Source organism: Paenibacillus sp. ACRSA, assembly GCF_022346845.1.
Classification (GTDB): domain Bacteria; phylum Bacillota; class Bacilli; order Paenibacillales; family Paenibacillaceae; genus Paenibacillus.
In genome coordinates, this window is record NZ_JAKRNP010000005.1 from 21,136 (window position 1) to 38,763 (window position 17,628).

At 43.0% G+C, this 17,628-nt stretch carries 15 protein-coding genes and 1 riboswitch; all 15 genes read left to right on the plus strand.

The window, feature by feature from the left end:
* The first annotated feature begins 194 nt into the window (after positions 1–194).
* The 15 genes from MH215_RS15830 (at position 195) to thiS (ending at position 17,626) form a co-directional block, all read left to right on the plus strand.
* On the plus strand, positions 195–1,673 hold the full coding sequence (locus MH215_RS15830; RefSeq protein WP_239291384.1) for a serine/threonine protein kinase: 1,479 nt from the start codon (positions 195–197) through the stop codon (positions 1,671–1,673).
* Between the two features lie 66 nt (positions 1,674–1,739).
* Entirely contained in the window at positions 1,740–2,768 is a 1,029-nt protein-coding gene (locus tag MH215_RS15835) for an SAF domain-containing protein (protein WP_239291385.1), read from the plus strand.
* Between the two features lie 118 nt (positions 2,769–2,886).
* A complete protein-coding gene (locus MH215_RS15840; RefSeq protein ID WP_239291386.1) occupies positions 2,887–3,600 on the plus strand; it encodes a hypothetical protein in 714 nt (237 codons plus the stop codon).
* Positions 3,597–4,427 carry a CpaE/TadZ family protein gene (locus MH215_RS15845; RefSeq protein WP_239291387.1) on the plus strand — a complete coding sequence of 277 codons (831 nt, stop codon included), beginning with the start codon at positions 3,597–3,599 and terminating at the stop codon, positions 4,425–4,427. Before MH215_RS15840 ends, MH215_RS15845 begins: the two co-directional genes overlap by 4 nt.
* A gap of 5 nt (positions 4,428–4,432) precedes the next feature.
* Complete coding sequence (locus tag MH215_RS15850) at positions 4,433–6,259, plus strand: ATPase, T2SS/T4P/T4SS family (protein ID WP_239291389.1); 1,827 nt, start codon at positions 4,433–4,435, stop codon at positions 6,257–6,259.
* Positions 6,249–8,315 (plus strand): hypothetical protein, encoded by a 2,067-nt coding sequence (locus tag MH215_RS15855; RefSeq protein WP_239291391.1) that lies wholly within the window; start codon positions 6,249–6,251, stop codon positions 8,313–8,315. Before MH215_RS15850 ends, MH215_RS15855 begins: the two co-directional genes overlap by 11 nt.
* An 86-nt stretch (positions 8,316–8,401) precedes the next feature.
* Entirely contained in the window at positions 8,402–8,887 is a 486-nt protein-coding gene (locus MH215_RS15860; RefSeq protein ID WP_056690030.1) for a hypothetical protein, read from the plus strand.
* Positions 8,888–8,904: 17 nt separating this feature from the next.
* The gene (locus MH215_RS15865; RefSeq protein WP_239291392.1) at positions 8,905–9,303 is read left to right on the plus strand and encodes a hypothetical protein; all 399 of its coding nucleotides are present in this window, start codon (positions 8,905–8,907) and stop codon (positions 9,301–9,303) included.
* A complete protein-coding gene (locus MH215_RS15870) occupies positions 9,300–9,854 on the plus strand; it encodes a hypothetical protein (protein WP_239291393.1) in 555 nt (184 codons plus the stop codon). The genes MH215_RS15865 and MH215_RS15870 overlap by 4 nt, the downstream gene beginning before the upstream one ends.
* Before the next feature lie 697 nt (positions 9,855–10,551).
* Positions 10,552–12,363: a group II intron reverse transcriptase/maturase gene (gene ltrA / locus MH215_RS15875; protein ID WP_239291394.1), complete on the plus strand. Its 1,812-nt coding sequence runs from the start codon at positions 10,552–10,554 to the stop codon at positions 12,361–12,363.
* A 21-nt stretch (positions 12,364–12,384) separates the two neighbouring features.
* Positions 12,385–13,440 (plus strand): hypothetical protein, encoded by a 1,056-nt coding sequence (locus MH215_RS15880; RefSeq protein WP_239291395.1) that lies wholly within the window; start codon positions 12,385–12,387, stop codon positions 13,438–13,440.
* A gap of 123 nt (positions 13,441–13,563) precedes the next feature.
* Positions 13,564–15,114, plus strand: coding sequence for a ribosomal protection-like ABC-F family protein (gene abc-f, locus MH215_RS15885; protein WP_056690043.1), 1,551 nt, complete (start codon positions 13,564–13,566; stop codon positions 15,112–15,114).
* A 76-nt stretch (positions 15,115–15,190) separates the two neighbouring features.
* A riboswitch (TPP riboswitch) is annotated at positions 15,191–15,300 on the plus strand.
* Positions 15,301–15,520: 220 nt separating this feature from the next.
* Positions 15,521–16,174, plus strand: coding sequence for a thiamine phosphate synthase (locus tag MH215_RS15890; RefSeq protein ID WP_239291396.1), 654 nt, complete (start codon positions 15,521–15,523; stop codon positions 16,172–16,174).
* A 19-nt stretch (positions 16,175–16,193) separates the two neighbouring features.
* Complete coding sequence (gene thiO / locus MH215_RS15895) at positions 16,194–17,426, plus strand: glycine oxidase ThiO (protein WP_239291397.1); 1,233 nt, start codon at positions 16,194–16,196, stop codon at positions 17,424–17,426.
* On the plus strand, positions 17,423–17,626 hold the full coding sequence (gene thiS / locus MH215_RS15900) for a sulfur carrier protein ThiS (RefSeq protein WP_056690049.1): 204 nt from the start codon (positions 17,423–17,425) through the stop codon (positions 17,624–17,626). The genes thiO and thiS overlap by 4 nt, the downstream gene beginning before the upstream one ends.
* Positions 17,627–17,628: the final 2 nt, after the last annotated feature.

Sequence of the window (17,628 nt, forward strand, 5' to 3'; positions counted from 1 at the left end):
TTGAAACGATCTAGTACGTGAACGAACTTAAATTTTTAAGCTTTACAATCTATTATTGCATGTACTATAATGATACCAATATTAACCATAACGAATTGAAGGGAAAGCATCCCGGAGTGAATGAACCAATGATTTTGGTTCATAGCTTCGGTGAAGCTTTCCCTTTTTTGTTGTGTCAGAGAGGAGTGTGGCATATGAGACATCCGGCCAGACTGGAGCATGGCAGCCTGCTGGGCGGAAGATACCGGATCATATCTGTTTTGGGTATAGGCGGGATGAGTCATGTATATAAGGCTGAAGACTTGAAGTTGCCAGGTAAGTTCTGGGCGATCAAAGAGAGCATAACAAGCGTCTCTTATGAAGGAAGTATGGAGGCAGAAGCGGCGTTGTTAACGTCACTGAGACATCCTCGGCTTCCACAGATTGTTGATTTTTTCGTTCCGGATGAAGAGGGATATACTTATCTGGTCATGGAATACATTGATGGCGAGACACTTCGTGAGTACTTTAAGAAGTGCAAAGGCAAGATCCCGATGGAACAATTGACTGGATTCATATTGCAGCTTCTGGATGTGTTGAGTTATCTTCACGGGCTGAATCCAGCTGTGATTTATCGGGATCTGAAGCCGTCAAACATTATGATCATCTCGGATGATGAAGTGAAGCTGATTGACTTTGGCATTGCGCGGAGCTATAAGTATAACCACGTTGAGGACACCGTCAAGCTGGGGACGGCTGGTTTTGCTGCCCCTGAACAATATGGTTCTGGACAGACGGATGCGCGCTCAGACTTGTATGGCTTAGGAGCATTGATGCTATATTTAATGACTTCTGGTGCATATACGGAGTGGATTCAAGGGGTTGAAGGTGCGATTCGTAGCGATGTTCCTCGTACATATATCCCTGTCGTGAGGCGGTTGCTTAGGCTGAGCCCGGATGAGCGATTTCAATCTGCGGAGGAAGTGCGTAAAGAGTTACTTCGTAGGCCCGGAATAGCAACTTCGGGGGGAGAAACAACGCTGACGATGAGTGGAGGAACAAGGGTAATCGCTCTGACCGGAGCTTCATCCGGTGTTGGAGTTACCCATACAGCTATCGCAATTAGTCACTACTTAGAAAGGCAAAATTTCAAAGTTGCTATAATCGAGATGTCTCCACGCTCTCAATCGTTTTCACGGATTCAACAGATTATACAATCAGGTAAGCCGTTATCATCGGGAAGACAGTTTGAGGTTGATGGTGTGCACTATTGGAAACAATCCGGACGAGCTGATATTTTGTCTTTACTGGGTGGAAGTTATCAATTCATCGTTATGGATCTCGGAAGTGGGCAGGATCAGAATCGACTTGAGGAATTTCTTAGAGCTGATCTACCAATCGTGATTGGTTCTGGTGCCGAGTGGAGACAAGCGGAGATTCATGCGTTTGTCCGTTCAAATCATCGTTTTCCAAGAGACAAGTGGATATACTGTTTGCCACTAGCATCTTCGGATGCTGTCCAGCGTATTCGAAAATCACTGGATACGTCCAGTGTATATAGTTTGCCGTTGAACATTGATCCATTTGACCGAGAACCACATCTGGATAAAATATTTGCTCATATTTTCACTCATATGATTGGGCAGTTGCCGAAGAAGCGTTCGTTTTTTGCACGAAGAAGAACTGGGGTCTGAGAATAGGTATTTGAAAGATATTTGAAGTTAGATATTTTGAGGAGATTTTGAGAGGAGAGCCCTTTTTTGTCTAAATTAAGAAAGCAAAGTCGTCAACTCATCTATGCCAGTCTTACTGGAGCCGGTGTGGTAGGTTTGTTGTTTGGTGGATACGTGATCTACAACATGAAGACGATGAGTGACACGAGGACTCAGATGGAGTCCCACTATTTATCCGCGTATGAACAAAAGGAAGCCGAATTATTGCAGCAATGGAATTCAGGGGCACAGGGCTGGGTGACGATCCGTGATGTGGAGGCAGGCGAGAAAATTATGTCTGAGGATATTAAGCTCGTTGCCGTTCCCGATGCACAGGCTCCACGTAATTTATGGTCTAGCACGAAGCAAATGAATGGTCAGATTGCCAAAATAGAGCTTAAAAAAGGAACAGCTATTACGACGGAAATGGTGTATGAAGATACGCCCGCACCGCCCGATCTAAGAAACCGTGAACTGCAAGTTGTTCTGTTACCTTCATCACTCACTAAAGGAGATAATATTGATATTCGGATTCAGTTTCCGACAGGTCAGGACTATATCCTATTATCCAAGAAGAAAGTAGAGCGTCTAAATGCAGCAACGTTATGGATCACGATGACGGAAGAGGAGATATTGACCTTGTCCAGTGCGATCGTAGATGCCTATTTACATAAAGCCTCAATTTACGCTCTGACGTATGTTGAACCTCAATTCCAGACAGCAGCGATCCCAACATATCCCGCCAACAGTGAGGTGTTGAAGCTGTTAGAAAGTGATCCCAATATTGTCCGTCGAGCCGAACAAGAGTTATCAAGACAGGTTAGGAACTCGTTAGAGAGCTCTCTAGCAGCTTCTATGACAGTACCTTCACAAGGCGTGGAGCAGGATGTTGCTCAGTCTTCAGTCTCTTATAACAGTAGACCGGGTACTAACAGTACGGCCAATGATGTGATCTGGAATGATGGATCAGCTAGTGTGGGGCATGACAATTCGTCGAACCCTGCCACAAATAATAATTATACTTCCGGTGTAACAGAGTACGATGAGCAGAAGGCCCTCCTAACAGGTGGAGAATAAATAGGGGAATCTGAAATAAGAGAGAATCTGAAATGAATAGTAGAAATCAAAAGACATATCAGAAATATATTTCTCCTAACAACCAATTATAGAGTAATGAAAGGAGCTGTGACTTCAATTGCAAACATGGATTTTTGCTGGATTATGTGAGAAAAACGACTTGTTATTTTATTTATCTAAAATTTTGACTGCTTCAGGTAAGCGTGTCTTGCTTGTAGACGGAACATTGCAGCAAAAGTATGGCTACTGGACAGGGGAAGTACAGCATTCATTACGAATTACCGAGTTCGAAGGGTTCGATATCGCCAGTCATTTTGTGACATCTAATGCTTTCGAGACTCATATTGAAGCAAATGGAGAGAAGGTCGAATCATATGATTATATTATTTATGATATTGAAACCTCTCATTTTGCATCCAGAAATCTGTGGTTAGCTGCTGATATTCGTGTCTGGGTAAGCAATTACGAACGATACAATCTGGAACGGGGCAAGTTGTGGTTGAAGCAGCTTCTCGAAGAGCAGTCTTTGCCGGTAGAGCTTTCATTTCAACGTATTTTAATCAATGCGGTTGACTGTAAGCTTGAAGAACGTTACTTATGGGCGTATCTGGACGGAAGTCCATTTGTGTGGACAGGGGATGCGCTGCTTCTTCCGTGGGACGAATTGACGGCAGCTGTAAAATTGGAGAACGAACATCATCGTCGCGTGTTACTTGCGCCCTTATCTAGAAATTATAAGAAATCATTATGCCGACTGGTAGAGCAGCTGACGGGTTGGGAAAGTGTCTACAGTCGTCGGACGATGAAGGAAGCGGAGAGGATGAGGGCATGAGTATTATTTCGTTTTGGAGCCCTTTTGCGGGTACTGGCACGACTTCAAATGTATTAATAAGTGCGTATGCTATGGCGCTCCACTATAGAACAAGAATATTGCTAGTTAACACTGGTTCGACCGGTAACAGTATTGAAGCTGCACTTCCAACAACTGAGATTGAGGATGCTGATTCACTGTTTAGGTTTGAGGAAGGGGGATGGGATGCAATTGAACGTTTGTTCATCAGCGGAAGTCTGAATAAGCATAATCTGCGTGATTATACTAAACCTTTGCTTAAAGAGCGTTTGGATCTGTTGACCGGCAGAATTAATCAGATCGAAAGATCCCCTAAAGAACACAAGGAAACGTTAAAGACTTTACTCCAGGTTGCAAATGAATATTATGATTTGGTACTCCTAGATGCGGGTAGCTCAGCCGTGAATGAATCCTTATTGCTGGAGCAAGCCGACTATATCGTGGTAAACCTATCTCAGAATATGAGAGAGCTAGAGATGTTCTTTGAACAAATTTTGCCGAACCACTTGAGTGATCAGAAGGTACATCTGGTGTTGAACAAATATGATCCAAATGCTAAAGCATCGATAAGTAACATCCGCAGACGTTTCCGATACAAGGGCTCAATCTCTATTCTTCCTTATACAACCGGGTTTCTAGATGCAGTCAATCGGCGTGATGCGGCAGCATATTTACATTTGGAAGGTCTAAGTGACAGTAAGAATATTCGAAAAGGAAGCTTCCCAGCAAGTATGGCTGAACTTGCTCGCCTAATAATGGACGGCGCAGGGATGCGCACGGCTCTGAAGAGGCTGGAAAGGGGTGCCTGACCCTAATGTTATGGAACATCATCGGTATAGGTTTAATTATCGTTGCGGGTCTTGGTTATGTAGTGTTCAAATACCGCGCTTACCATCGAGAACAACGTACAGATGTGACTGAACGCGACGGCTTCACGATTGAAAGTTTAACCGAGAAGGTGAAAAATTCACTTCATGAACTAAGCCATGGTCAGCTCGCGGATGCTGGATTGCATGAAGAGGAATATCGGAGAAGAATCAATCAGCGAGCTGAAATGCGAAAGGCGCTGAAAGGCTGTGTCTCAGGTAGTATCAGTGACAAAACTTATGTCAAAAATCTAATAAGTGATCTGCTAACACGAAGCATAGGGCTGAATAAATCGAATGTGGATGAAGTCATTCCTTTTGCAGAACCGGAACTGCTGACAAGTCAGGATCAATTTGAAATTGTCTTTTACCTCTACCAGCAGCAATTTGGCATGGATGCGTTATCCCGTCTAATTGATACGTATGATCTGGGTAGACTGCGAATGGAAGAAGGTATCCAGGATGGGGGAGGCTTTTATATCTCTGAAGAAGATATTCAATACGTGTTTGAATGTGAGTATCGGGAGCTTGGGTTCAGAGAAAAGACGGATATCATTGTGCAACGCATCTATCAACACTACAAAGGGTTCTCGGTTGTAGATGAAATTCGAGATCAACGCATTGACGGCGTGAGTGGTGGTGTTAGCGGCATGCTTGATGCGATGCAGGATGTGCGACTTCGGCAGCCTAGTTCGTGGAATGATTTACTGGAAGCGGGGCTTGAAGATGCTCAGACGCAGGCTCCATTGAACGGTATGCAAAGTGTATGGATTTTTTATAAAGGGAAGTCGATTCATCTAGCATTTCTGTCATTTGGCAGCATACGTGAACTGAAAAGGGTATGTCAAAATATTTATAAATATAATTATCCCGGTCAGCTATCCGAAGCGAATGGTTACAAGGTAAATGAAATGAAGGATGGTTCTCGTGTCGTCGTGGTACGTCCGCCATTTGCAGAGTCATGGGCATTCTTTGTAAGAAAATTTGATATCCCTAATGCCTCGCTGGAACAACTGATCACAGGCACGAATGCTGAGCTGCCAATAACTATACTGCAGTATTTAATGAAGGGCAGCCGAATTACTGCGGTAACTGGAGCACAGGGTTCTGGTAAAACAACCTTGTTAATGGCTATGGTGAAACATATTTATGCATCGTATACGTTACGGGTACAAGAGATGGCGTTTGAATTACAGCTTAGACGAATCTATAGCCGACGTAACATATTGAGTTTTCGCGAAACAGAGCACATATCAGGTCAACAAGGACTTGATCTACAGAAAAAAACAGACGGTACAGTCAACATATTGGGTGAAGTTGCGAGTGATGAGGTTGCTGCATGGATGATTCAGATGTCGCAGGTAGCCAGTTTGTTCACGTTGTTTACGCATCATGCTAAGACATTTCGCGATCTGGTGTTTTCACTTCGAAATTCTCTTCTCAAAACAGGAATGTTTCAGCATGAGCATATTGCCGAGGAACAGGTAGTAAGTGTCATTAATTTTGATGTACATATGAAAAAGGATACCGAGGGACGACGATATATTGAACGTATTACGGAGTGTTTGCCTCGGGCAGAGCAGAGCGATAGCGTTGAAGAACGCAATGGATTTACGTTCCGAAATGTTGTGGAGTATCAAAATGGAGGCTATATCGTAACAGCTCCCATCTCGGCCGGAAGCATTATGGATATGCGAGATCAGATGACGTTAGATGATGCTGCCGAATTCGACCGATTTATTGCGCAATATTGGGGTGACCACTATGACCATTAAATCCATACTAATTATCGTATTAGGGATATGTGTCACAGGTTTGGTTGTCACTTTTCTTATCCTGAGTTTACTTCGACAGAGAGGAGGTGGATTTAATAAGTATGTAGCCGCAGGGTTGGCACCTGTTAGCAATCGATCATTAAAGCTCACGTCATTCCTATTGCGACTGTATCGATGGGGGATGAAGGTTCCATTGCTATCCTCGTACATTGTACAAGTAAAAAAGCGAATTTCATTCCGACATGTTGGGGATGAACCTGCTCTTAGAAAAAGGACAATGACAGTAGTTCTAATTATTACCGGAGGGTACGGAAGTGTCAGCCTAATCTTGTTCCTTATGCAGCCAGGCGTTGCTTTTATCATCTTGTCTGTGCTCTGTGGTGTTGTATTAAACAGTCTAATCCTAGATATGTATCTGAATCGACTCGAAAAACGACTATTGGTACAGATGCTGGAACTGTTCGCAGATGTTCGTCATCGGTATCACCAGCATGGAATGATTGAGGAAGCACTTTATGAAGCCGGCGAAGTAGGTCAGGGAGAAGCCGCAGAGCAAGTTATGCTCATATACGAAGCGCTGACTTCACCTGATCCGAGCGAAGCATTAGAACGGTACTATGAAGTTGCGCCGAATCGTTTTCTTAAAGGTTTTGCGGGAATTTCCTACATGGTAATGGAATTTGGAGATAAGGATCGAGCACAGGGGTCAATCTACCTGAAGGGATTAAGTAATCTTACGCAGGAAGTTCATTTAGAAATATTGCGCCGGGATAAGTTAGATTACCTGTTAAAAGGTCTAAATATCATCGCGCTTGCTCCCGTGTTGTTCACAGCTCCCATCGAACGTTGGGCTAGAGGCAGCTTTCCAACGATGGATGAGTTCTATCGCAGCAAGCTGGGGTTCATTACCAAAATATCGATATACATCATCATCATCCTTGCTTACTTGTTATTACAACGGTTACAACAGTATGATGAAACGCAGTTTCGTGCAGGGAGAAAGCAATCTTTGTTGGCTCGTTTGTTGTATAACCAGATATTCATTCGTAAATTGGCGATGTTATTTGTTCCCAAACCAGGGAGTACGCAGTACAGTCAGACCGTAAGACTTATGCGTGAGAGTAGCTCTGAATTGAAGTATGAATGGTTAGCGATTCGAAGGTTAATGTTGTTTGTGACCTGCTTCATTCTGAGTGTAACGTGCGTGTTATTGCTACATCAGGTTGAGCGAAATCACATTATGTACGACCCGGTGCGAGATGATCGGATGTTCGGAGCAATGGCTGAAGCTGAGCTGGAGCAGGCCAAGGAAAAAGCAGCTTTGGATCGATCTGTCATGCAAAAGATTAATATGAAACGTTGGGCTAGTTATGATGAGATCAATTTGGCTTTACAACAGAGCTCACCTGTTCAACTAGACCATGATACACAAACCGAGGTTATTGCGAGAATTATGCAAAAGATGGATTCGTATAACAAGCAGTTTTTGCACTGGTGGGAAGTGGTTATTGCTGTTGCCATCGGAATAGCGGGATTTTATCTGCCAATCTGGCTAATGCTGTTTCAACGTAAAATGCGCAGTATGGATATGAGACATGAGATTTATCAATTCCAGACGGTCATATCAATCTTACGTGAGATGGATCGAATGTCTGTGGAGGAGATTTTGGAATGGTTAAATCGATTTTCTGTCATTTTCAAGCGTCCGCTCCAAAAGTGTCTACTGCATTTTGAACATGGGCCAGAGGATGCACTGGAGCAATTAAAGTCAGATGCCGGATTACCTGAGTTTCAGCGGCTGGTAGATAAATTACAACTTGCCCTTGGTAGAATTTCAATTCGTGAAGCGTTCGATGATCTGGATAGCATGATGGCCTTTTATTTTGAGCAGCGTAAGCAGGAATATACCAAAATGATTGATGCAAAAGCAGCTTGGGGACGGATGATCGGATTTACTCCGATGTATGCTTTAATTTTTTTATACCTTGTAATTCCACTTGTAGGGATGAGTTTCTTGCAAATGAACATGTACTATGAACAGATTCAGAAGCTGTGATAAAAAAGTGTTATACAAGTAAAACTGATCTAGATGTAAATCGGATTTAGCTATAATCAAATTCTATGTTAATTGGAGGATTTATCATGAACAATGCATCAAGCGCTTTGAAAGTGGCAGCAGGGATCTTTTTGACCATTGCGCTCATTACCATCGTGGTTTTGCTTTTTATCTCAGCACAGGAAGCTACCAAGACTGCACAGAACAACTTCGCGGATATCCAGACAGAGTTATCTCAGGCGGCTTTTACGGTATATGACGGCACCACAATTAGTGGATCACAAGTTACCAATGCATTGCGGAAATACGCAGACAAAGATCAATTCGGTATTCAGGTCATTACGGGTAAGAACAAAGGTGGACAATGGTATGGAAATGAGTTGAATATCTCTCAAGACCTCAATAATGAGAGCTATGGTTCAGTGATCAAGACAAATGAAAAGGTAGGGAATATTAACCAAACGATGAGTGAAAAAGAGAATCAGTATGTGAATCCGAGCGGGAAATTCAAAGCACTTATCGTAAAGGATAAATCGAATGTGGTCAGAGGACTCATTTTCCAGCAATCCTAACAGGGGGTTGACTCTAGATGTTCAGAAACGCTCAACAGCTTATGTTGTTCAGTACGGCGGTTGTCCTATTTGTGACAGCCTGCCTGTACGGGCAGCAGTTAATTAAAACGATGACTGACGCTCTTAACAATACGACACAATTCACAGTAGAGATGGAAGGAAGAATGAACACTACCCTCCATACAACGGGGCCAAAAAGATATAGCGGTGCTGAAGTATTACATACAGTGAGACAAATGACTGGGACATCGATCACGGTGGAAGTGGATGGTCAGGCTCATATCATAGACCCCTTAATAAATCGCAAGCAGACCATTCCCGTGCAGCTTAACGGCTCGTACAGACCAGAGTTCATTAGAGATGAATGGGGAGGGTTGATGAGAATCCAATTCTGGAAGGAGGCCAGCGTTCATTGATTAATGCTGCATCCAAGCTACTCGCAGTTATGCTAGCTGTAATCCTGCTCTATATCTATCCAACGGCTGAAACGGCTAACCGACAGGATGATCTGGCGAGAATGACCGTGAATCAGAGCGTTATACGCTTTGTAGATGCGGTTAGAACCAAGGGATATATCTCACCAGCCATGTACAGCGAATTGGAAGAACAACTGGCTCGAACAGGTAATGGCTATGAGATTCTAATTGAACATTTACACAAAAAATATGTACCACACTATACCGATCCATTGAACCAAAGCACGTTCACCGGTACGTATGAAAATGTAGAGGATGGATATTATACCAGTCAGATTAAAGAACGTTTGTTCCCTGCTACAACTGGACTAACGATTGATGATCCAGGGCGGAGATATACGCTAGTCATGGGGGATTTTATTACCATGACCGTCCAAAGCACCAATCGTACATCCGGTATGTTGATCCGGGAGTGGTTGAATGGAACACCGACTGCACCTGCTGTGCTCACCACATATGGAGGTATGGTTTTAAATGAAGATTACGTGTGACTTGTTCCGCTATAACCGAACAACTCGGGAAAAGCGGGGACTTAATTAATTAAAAGTCCAACTTTGCGACCGAGAATTGGAAAGAGGGAACCATGTATCCTGAAACAATTCCATTAATCTCCTGCGTGCGTGACACGGACAGCGTGTTGGGTATGAAGCACAGGTGAAGTCGGCAAAAGGGAAGCTAAAGCCACTCCTTCGAGAAGGTATGCTAACTGATATGCCGGATGGCTGAAAAGCGGACTATGGTGAGAATGGTTTTAGAACCTGACGAACCTCCGAATGTACGGGTCTAAATTCATAACATATGGAAACATATGTACTGACAAAAGTCAGGGTGGATAGCGTAGAGTACGACTGTAATCTAGGAAACACGCTATATCGAACAATGGCGATATCAAGTCCACAGGCTCAAAGGAGGCACCTAAGGTCTAGCAAGCATAGCTAGGTCTCAAGGTACAAGGAAAGCAAGGAACGTCGGCTTAAAGGACTGTCATCCTAGACGTCTACTATAAGGCAGAAACTTTGCTGAAATGTACTAATCCTTGTGAGAGTAGAGGCACGACCAATGAAGCGGCTGTAATGGTTGTGGAGGAACAGCCTCAAGTCTTTTTAGATAATAAACAATTTTTCCGAAAAGTGAATTGCACCGATCAGGTAAGAACGTGGGGAATCACCGTAAGGAGGTGAAGCCACAGTGCAAACTCTTCGATACTGGGATTACTATGACATGACGAGTACCTTCACTGATTTACACGAAAAAGCACTAGCTAGGAAGAAGTTTGATAATCTATACGGACTTATAAACTCAAGTCAAAACATTCTCCTAGCCTTTCGAACAATTAAATCAAACAAAGGCTCACAAACACCTGGAACAGACGGCAAAACGATAGAGGATATAAAGACACTAACAGAAGAAGACATTGTGAATCACGTAAGAAACAAGCTGTTGAATTATCAACCCAAAAAGGTTAGACGAGTCTATATACCAAAACCTAACGGAAAGAAAAGGCCATTAGGTATTCCATCTATAGTTGACAGAATTATTCAGCAATGTTTTAAACAAATCATTGAACCCATTGCGGAAGCCTACTTCTATAAACACAGTTATGGATTCAGATCTGTAAGATCAACGCATAACGCTTTAGCAAGAGTACAACACCTCATAAACCAGGTGAACCTTCATTATGTTGTTGATGTAGACATTCAGGGATTCTTTGATAATGTCAACCACACATTGCTTCTGAAACAAATATGGAATATGGGTATTAGAGACAAAAGAGTACTTCGAATCATCAGCAAAATGCTTAAGGCTGAAATTGAAGGTGAAGGTGAAGGAATCCCTTTGAAAGGAACACCACAAGGTGGAATCCTATCTCCGCTCCTGTCAAATATAGTACTCAACGACCTGGATCATTGGGTAGCAGGACAATGGATCAACTTCAAAACTCAACATGTCTATGCAGGAGATTTCCACAGGATCAGAGCACTTAAGAAAACCAATCTTAAAGAGGGATACATCGTGCGATATGCCGATGACTTTAAAATTCTTTGTCGGGATTGGAGATCGGCTCAAAAGTGGTATCACGCTGTGAAACTCTATCTTAGAGACCGTCTCAAACTTGATATCTCACCTGAGAAATCACAAATTGTAAATCTTAGGAAACGTAAATCTGATTTCCTGGGCTTCACAATATGGGCCGAGAAAAAAGGAAAAAGAAGAGTTGCCTATACGGGTATAAACGAGAAGAAGAAAGCAGAAATCAAGAAACAAGCAAGAGAACGCATAAAGATTCTGCACAAGTCACCAACTACTCAAAACGCTCTTCTTTTCAACAGCTTTGTACTTGGTTTACACAATTACTTCTCACGTGCAACACATGTTAGTGTGGAATTCTCACGACTTGCTTATGACCTGAAGGCATTCACATACAATCGTCTCAAAGTAATTGGTAAGTACCAATATCCTGATAATGCCCCACCAACCTACAAAAAGTTCTACAAGAACAGGTATAGAACTTTTAAGGTCGCAGGAGTATATCTCTTCCCCTTCAGGGATGTAAAAACGGTAAATAACTTATGCTTTCAGCAAACGTTAAATCCGTATACACCAGAAGGAAGAAAAAGACTCCATAAGGAATTAAACATGGATATTCGATATGAACTAATTAAGCTAATGCAATCAAACATACCTTATCGTAGCATTGAATATTTGGATAATAGACTGAGTAGATACAGTATGCAGGCTGGAAAATGCGAAATTTCCGGCATCTTTCTAACTGCTGATTACGTGCATTGTCATCACCTTCTGCCTCTTCACTTAGGTGGTACAGACGAGTATAGCAATCTACGTATCCTACACAAAGATATCCACAAGCTCGTTCATGCTACAAAATTAGAGACGATTGCTAAACTCATGTCGCCCTTTGGATTTTCAGACTCTACGATTCTGAAAATCAATCAGTACCGAAAAATGAGTAACTTGGAACCTATTGTATTGAAAATCTAAAAAGATGGAGCGCCGTGTGCGATGAAAGTCGCACGCACGGTGCGGAGAAGGGGAAAAGGCGGTGATCATATCAAATCCTTACCTATTTCTATTGATTTCTCGATTGTGTTTGTAATTATCTTCGTGCCGTTGTTCTGGCTGGTATCTCTTCATACGTGGGATGCTGAGGAAGCGCAGTTTCTAAGCCATAAGTACAGGTCTGCATTGCAGACTGCTGTGCTCGATGCAGGAGCGGTGATGCATCAAAATGAAAAGCAAAATAATGAAGCAGGTTATGATTCTACTAAATTTGTGAAGGCGGATAAGGAACTAGCATTGCTTACCTTTACACAAACGATGGCGTTGAATATGGGGATTCAGGATGATCCGGCTGCTATTCAAGCATTATTTGACTACATACCAGCAATTGTTGTACTGGATTATGATGGATACTACATTTTAGCGAAAGAAACGGAAATGACAGGAAATGCCGAGCTTACATTCAAGCAAGTTTGGAGTCCCAAGAAGCCATATACATATGCAGATCCGAACGGCAGCAGCATTAACTTTACCTTGGATGGATATGTATACGCTTATGATGCTGTCCAAGAGAAATGGATTGAAGGGTTTCAGAGGGAGTTGGCATCTAACACGCAAATCCCGTTATTACAGGATGCCGACACATTTGAGCAAGTGAGAAGAAGTTGGATTGTGACCAGTGTACAGGAGGATCTTGCTGATATTATTAACCGCCATAATGAATTTGCACGTAGAAATGGTATCTCTTATACCTTTACATTGCCTTTAATCCCGCAAGAGGATTGGTATAATTCAATGAATGATACAGGCATTATGGCGTTTATCCAAGGTATACCTGTAGGGGATCAAAAAGTTAATAATTATGCTATTGGTGGAGGCAGGCTTGTAAAGAAGACGGCTGTGGTCGGAGGAGTAGATCCAGCAACTGGAGTTAAATATTACTATCCGTCTACATGTAACTATGGTTATAGAGCAGAAGAGGTTTTTGGTGACGGAAAACAAGCTGCTGCACAAGGTTATTTTGAGCGTAATTGTTATGTCAGCGGGCAAGCTTCATAAGTGAAAAAGTTTGCAAGAAGACATTACTTTCAGAAAAGACAGGTACGTGCTAGAATAGGTCTTTGGTACAATGTCTAAATTAGTGATCAAGTAATGTCAAATAGATAGGAGCAACCTCATCTTATGAGCTTATTGTCAGTTGAGAACGTGAGTCACAATTTTGGAGATCGCACGTTATTTAAAAATGTATCCTTTCGTTTACTTTCAGGTGAGCGAGTAGGTCTTGTTGGAGCAAATGGTGTAGGCAAATCCACGCTTATGAATATTTTGACCGGAAAATTGCTTAAAGATAGTGGCAAAGTTGAATGGACACCTAAAGTTCGTTACGGATATTTGGATCAGCATACCAAACTAACGCCAGGCAAGACAATCCGGGATGTGCTGAAGGATGCATTCTTGCCACTGCTTGAATTGGAAAAAGAAATGATGGCAATTACAGATCAGATGGCTGATGCTGACCCTGAGCAATTGGAACAGTTGCTTGAAGAAATGGGCGACATCCAAGAACAGTTGGAGCAGGGCGATTTTTATTTGATCGATGTGAAGGTAGAAGAGATGGCTAACGGTCTGGGTCTGTCCGTCATTGGACTTGATCGTGACGTTGCTTCACTAAGTGGGGGCCAACGTACCAAGGTGCTCCTAGCTAAGCTTCTCTTGGAGAAGCCTACAGCGCTACTACTCGATGAACCTACGAACTATCTGGATGTAGAGCATATTGAATGGCTGACCCGGTATTTGAAGGATTACCCGTATAGTTTTATTTTGATTTCCCATGATACAGAGTTCATGAACGAAGTAGTTAATGTGATCTATCACTTGGAATTTGCCAAGTTAACAAGATATGCAGCGAACTATAACAAGTTTCTTGAGATGGCCGATATGCAGAAAGCACAGCATATTGATGCTTATGAGAAGCAACAGGAGTACATCAAAAAGCAGGAAGACTTCATCCAGCGGAATAAAGCACGTGCTTCTACGTCAGGTCGTGCGAAGAGCCGTGAGAAGCAATTGGGTAAAATCGAACGGATTGATCGTCCGGATGAGGCAGCCAAACCTACTTTCAAATTCAAAGATGCTCGTGCCAGCAGTAAAACGGTGTTTGAGGGCATTGATTTTGAAATTGGATATTCTCATGCTTTATTACCTAAAATGACGATGACCATTGAACGTGGAGAGAAAATTGCCATCGTTGGTTGTAACGGTGTGGGTAAATCTACACTACTAAAAACGATTCTTGGTAAAATTCCGCCAATCAGCGGCAAAACATTTTTGGGAGATTATCTGGAAACAGCTTATTTTGAGCAGGAGGTACGGGCGGGGAATATCACTCCAATTGAGGATGTATGGAATGAATTTTCGCATCTGACCCAGAATGAAGTTAGGGGACATCTTGCACGTTGTGGATTAAAAAACGAACATATTACTCGTCCACTTAACATGCTAAGTGGTGGAGAACAAGCAAAAGTGCGTTTGTGCAAGTTGTTAATGCGCGAGAGTAACTGGATTTTGTTCGATGAGCCGACCAATCACCTTGATGTAACAGCCAAAGCTGAACTGAAGCGCGCCCTCCAGGAATTTAAGGGTACAGTACTTCTCGTATCTCACGAACCTGATTTCTACGAGGATTGGGTTACGAAGACTTGGGATGTTGAAGCTTGGTCTGAGAAAAATTAGTCTACGTAGCCGAACAGGATTCAGAAATCTTCGGTGACAAAAAAAGGACTCTATGGTAATATAGGCTACAACTTCATATGAACACTAGGGGGGCCGCACGATGCGGCTGAGATGGAAGAATGCGATTCCGGACCCTTTGCACCTGATCTGGATCATACCAGCGTAGGGAAGTGGCGCGTTTTCGTTTATTAGAAACAGTACTCTGCATGAATGAGGTAGATGCTTGTTTCTGAGAGAACAGCATGTTGTTTCTATGAGATCTGCAATGGGGCTAACCGTTGCATACATAGAACCTCTGTGGTCGTTCAACACTTTATTAAACGAATCAAAGCATATATTTCGCAGCCACTCCCCTACGGGAGTGGCTTTTTTTGTTATGTCATTGGTCAAGAGAGGAGGTTATCGTTTGGTAATTACAGTAGAGCATGACTCCGATGTCACAGCTTCTTTTGAGCTGCATGTTATATCTCAAGGCGTAGGGGATTTGCACAACTTTGTAAGTGTATCGAAGGATATATGGCCATGGGTCGACTATATTCATATTCGGGAAAAGCAACAGCCACCTGAACAGCGTAGGGAGTGGGCAAACAAACTGCATCAATCAGGGGTTCCTTATGATCGTATTGTAGTCAATGGTGTGCATGAAGTGGGTCAAGGTGGAAGGTTCGCAGGTGTGCATTGGGGTCAGGCAGATTTTTCTCAAAGCACGATATCTATAGGAGATATGCGAAAGCGAATTCGCATCGGTGTGTCCGTTCATTCTGTAGATGAAGCAAAGGCTGCTGAGCAACAAGGCGTAGACTATGTTATTTTCGGTCATATCTATAACTCTAATAGTAAACCAGGAATCAAACCCAGAGGGCCGAAGCAACTTGCTGAAGTATGCGCTACAGTGAACGTTCCAGTAATCGCAATTGGTGGCATTGGGATCGAGCATGTTCGTGATCTTCGCAGTGCAGGAGCAAGAGGCTTAGCAGTCATATCACATATCTGGGCGAGCGAGCATCCAAAGCAAGCGGTTAGTGCACTAAAACAGGCGATCGTGGAATCGGAAGGTTAATCTTGAGCAAGGAGATGAGATGGTGAACGATAGAGCGAGAGTTCGGAGCCGAAGTAGTAAACGAGATTTGCGTAAAACCTTGTCCCGCAGTAGAACCAATGATGGAATCCACGGAAAGCTTCATGCAGAAACGATTGTGATTGGTGGGGGCGTGATTGGTTGTGCGATTGCCTATGAGCTTGCTGCACGAGGAAAAGATGTTCTTCTAATTGAGCGTGGACGGATCGCTGAGGGTGCATCTTGTGCAGCAGCTGGCATGATTGCAGCAGATAGTGAGCATTTTTCTTCGCCAATGATGTTGAACTTGGCAACAATGAGCAGACAGTTACTTCATGAGCAGTACGAACAGCTGAGTTCCCTGAGTGAGATCCATATTGGATTTCAACAAAATGGTTTTATCACGCCTATCCGTTTTAAAAATGATTTAAGTAATGATTCCATAGTTCCCAGACTACGATCACTAGCTACTGAAATTTGGTGGGATGGTACTACGGCACAACAAGAATCTCCATGGTTGAACAAAGATATTTATGGTGCCTATTATCGACCGTTGGAATGTGACGTGCTGCCTGTCAATTTGACTCAAGCTTATGCAAGATCAGCTCAGGCTCTAGGAGCTCGAATTATTGAAGGTGTCCATCATGTTAATCTTCGCGTGGATGCAAACAGAATACAAGCCGTGGAAACTTCCATTGGAACGATGACATGTCAAAATGTCATTGTTGCTAATGGTATACAAGGCGAAGAGTTAATGAAGCAGGTTGGACTTCATTTGCCAATCTTACCTGTCAAAGGCGAAATTGCAGCAGTACAGTTCTCAGATCATTCTGGACAACTTGTCCCAGACAAAACGGTCTACGCAGAGGACATTTATATCGTGCCTAAAGCCAATGGAGAAGTATGGATTGGTGCGACAGTTCTACCGGGGAAATCTGATCTGCATGTTACAGCTGCTGGTTTGCAAAAGCTGCTTGAACGGGCTGCCAGCTGGGTGCCTGGCATTGCAGAAGCTTATTTTGTACGGGCATGGGCCGGAGTAAGGCCTTCAACACCTGATGGATTACCTTACCTAGGCGCATGTGAGAGCATATCTGGTTTGTATGCAGCTTTTGGACATCATCGCAACGGAATCTTGTTAAGCGCTGTAACGGGTAGCTTACTCGCTGATTTTATCGAAGGTAAATCTTCTGAGGAGCTGAATGTGCAAGGTTGTCGTCCAGAACGCTTCATTAAAAGGGGGATCTTGCATTGAATATTATAGTCAATGGTCAACGAATGGAGATTGAAGACCGTTTGAACCGTGTAGATAAACTGCTGCACTCATTTGATCTTCATGTGAAAACAGTGGTTGTTGAGTTGAATCGCCAGATTCTTACCCGTGAACATCATGAGACGACCCATTTAAAAGATGGGGATCGGGTTGAAATTGTACATTTTGTAGGAGGGGGTTAAGT

Bases quoted from the DNA above. Each gene is read 5' to 3' on its own strand.
- MH215_RS15855 (WP_239291391.1), top strand. From the start codon at position 6,249: ATGACCATTAAATCCATACTAATTATCGTATTAGGGATATGTGTCACA.
- MH215_RS15830 (WP_239291384.1), top strand. From the start codon at position 195: ATGAGACATCCGGCCAGACTGGAGCATGGCAGCCTGCTGGGCGGAAGA.
- MH215_RS15880 (WP_239291395.1), top strand. From the start codon at position 12,385: ATGAAAGTCGCACGCACGGTGCGGAGAAGGGGAAAAGGCGGTGATCAT.
- MH215_RS15865 (WP_239291392.1), top strand. From the start codon at position 8,905: ATGTTCAGAAACGCTCAACAGCTTATGTTGTTCAGTACGGCGGTTGTC.
- MH215_RS15845 (WP_239291387.1), top strand. From the start codon at position 3,597: ATGAGTATTATTTCGTTTTGGAGCCCTTTTGCGGGTACTGGCACGACT.
- MH215_RS15860 (WP_056690030.1), top strand. From the start codon at position 8,402: ATGAACAATGCATCAAGCGCTTTGAAAGTGGCAGCAGGGATCTTTTTG.
- thiO (WP_239291397.1), top strand. From the start codon at position 16,194: ATGGTGAACGATAGAGCGAGAGTTCGGAGCCGAAGTAGTAAACGAGAT.
- abc-f (WP_056690043.1), top strand. From the start codon at position 13,564: ATGAGCTTATTGTCAGTTGAGAACGTGAGTCACAATTTTGGAGATCGC.
- MH215_RS15850 (WP_239291389.1), top strand. From the start codon at position 4,433: ATGTTATGGAACATCATCGGTATAGGTTTAATTATCGTTGCGGGTCTT.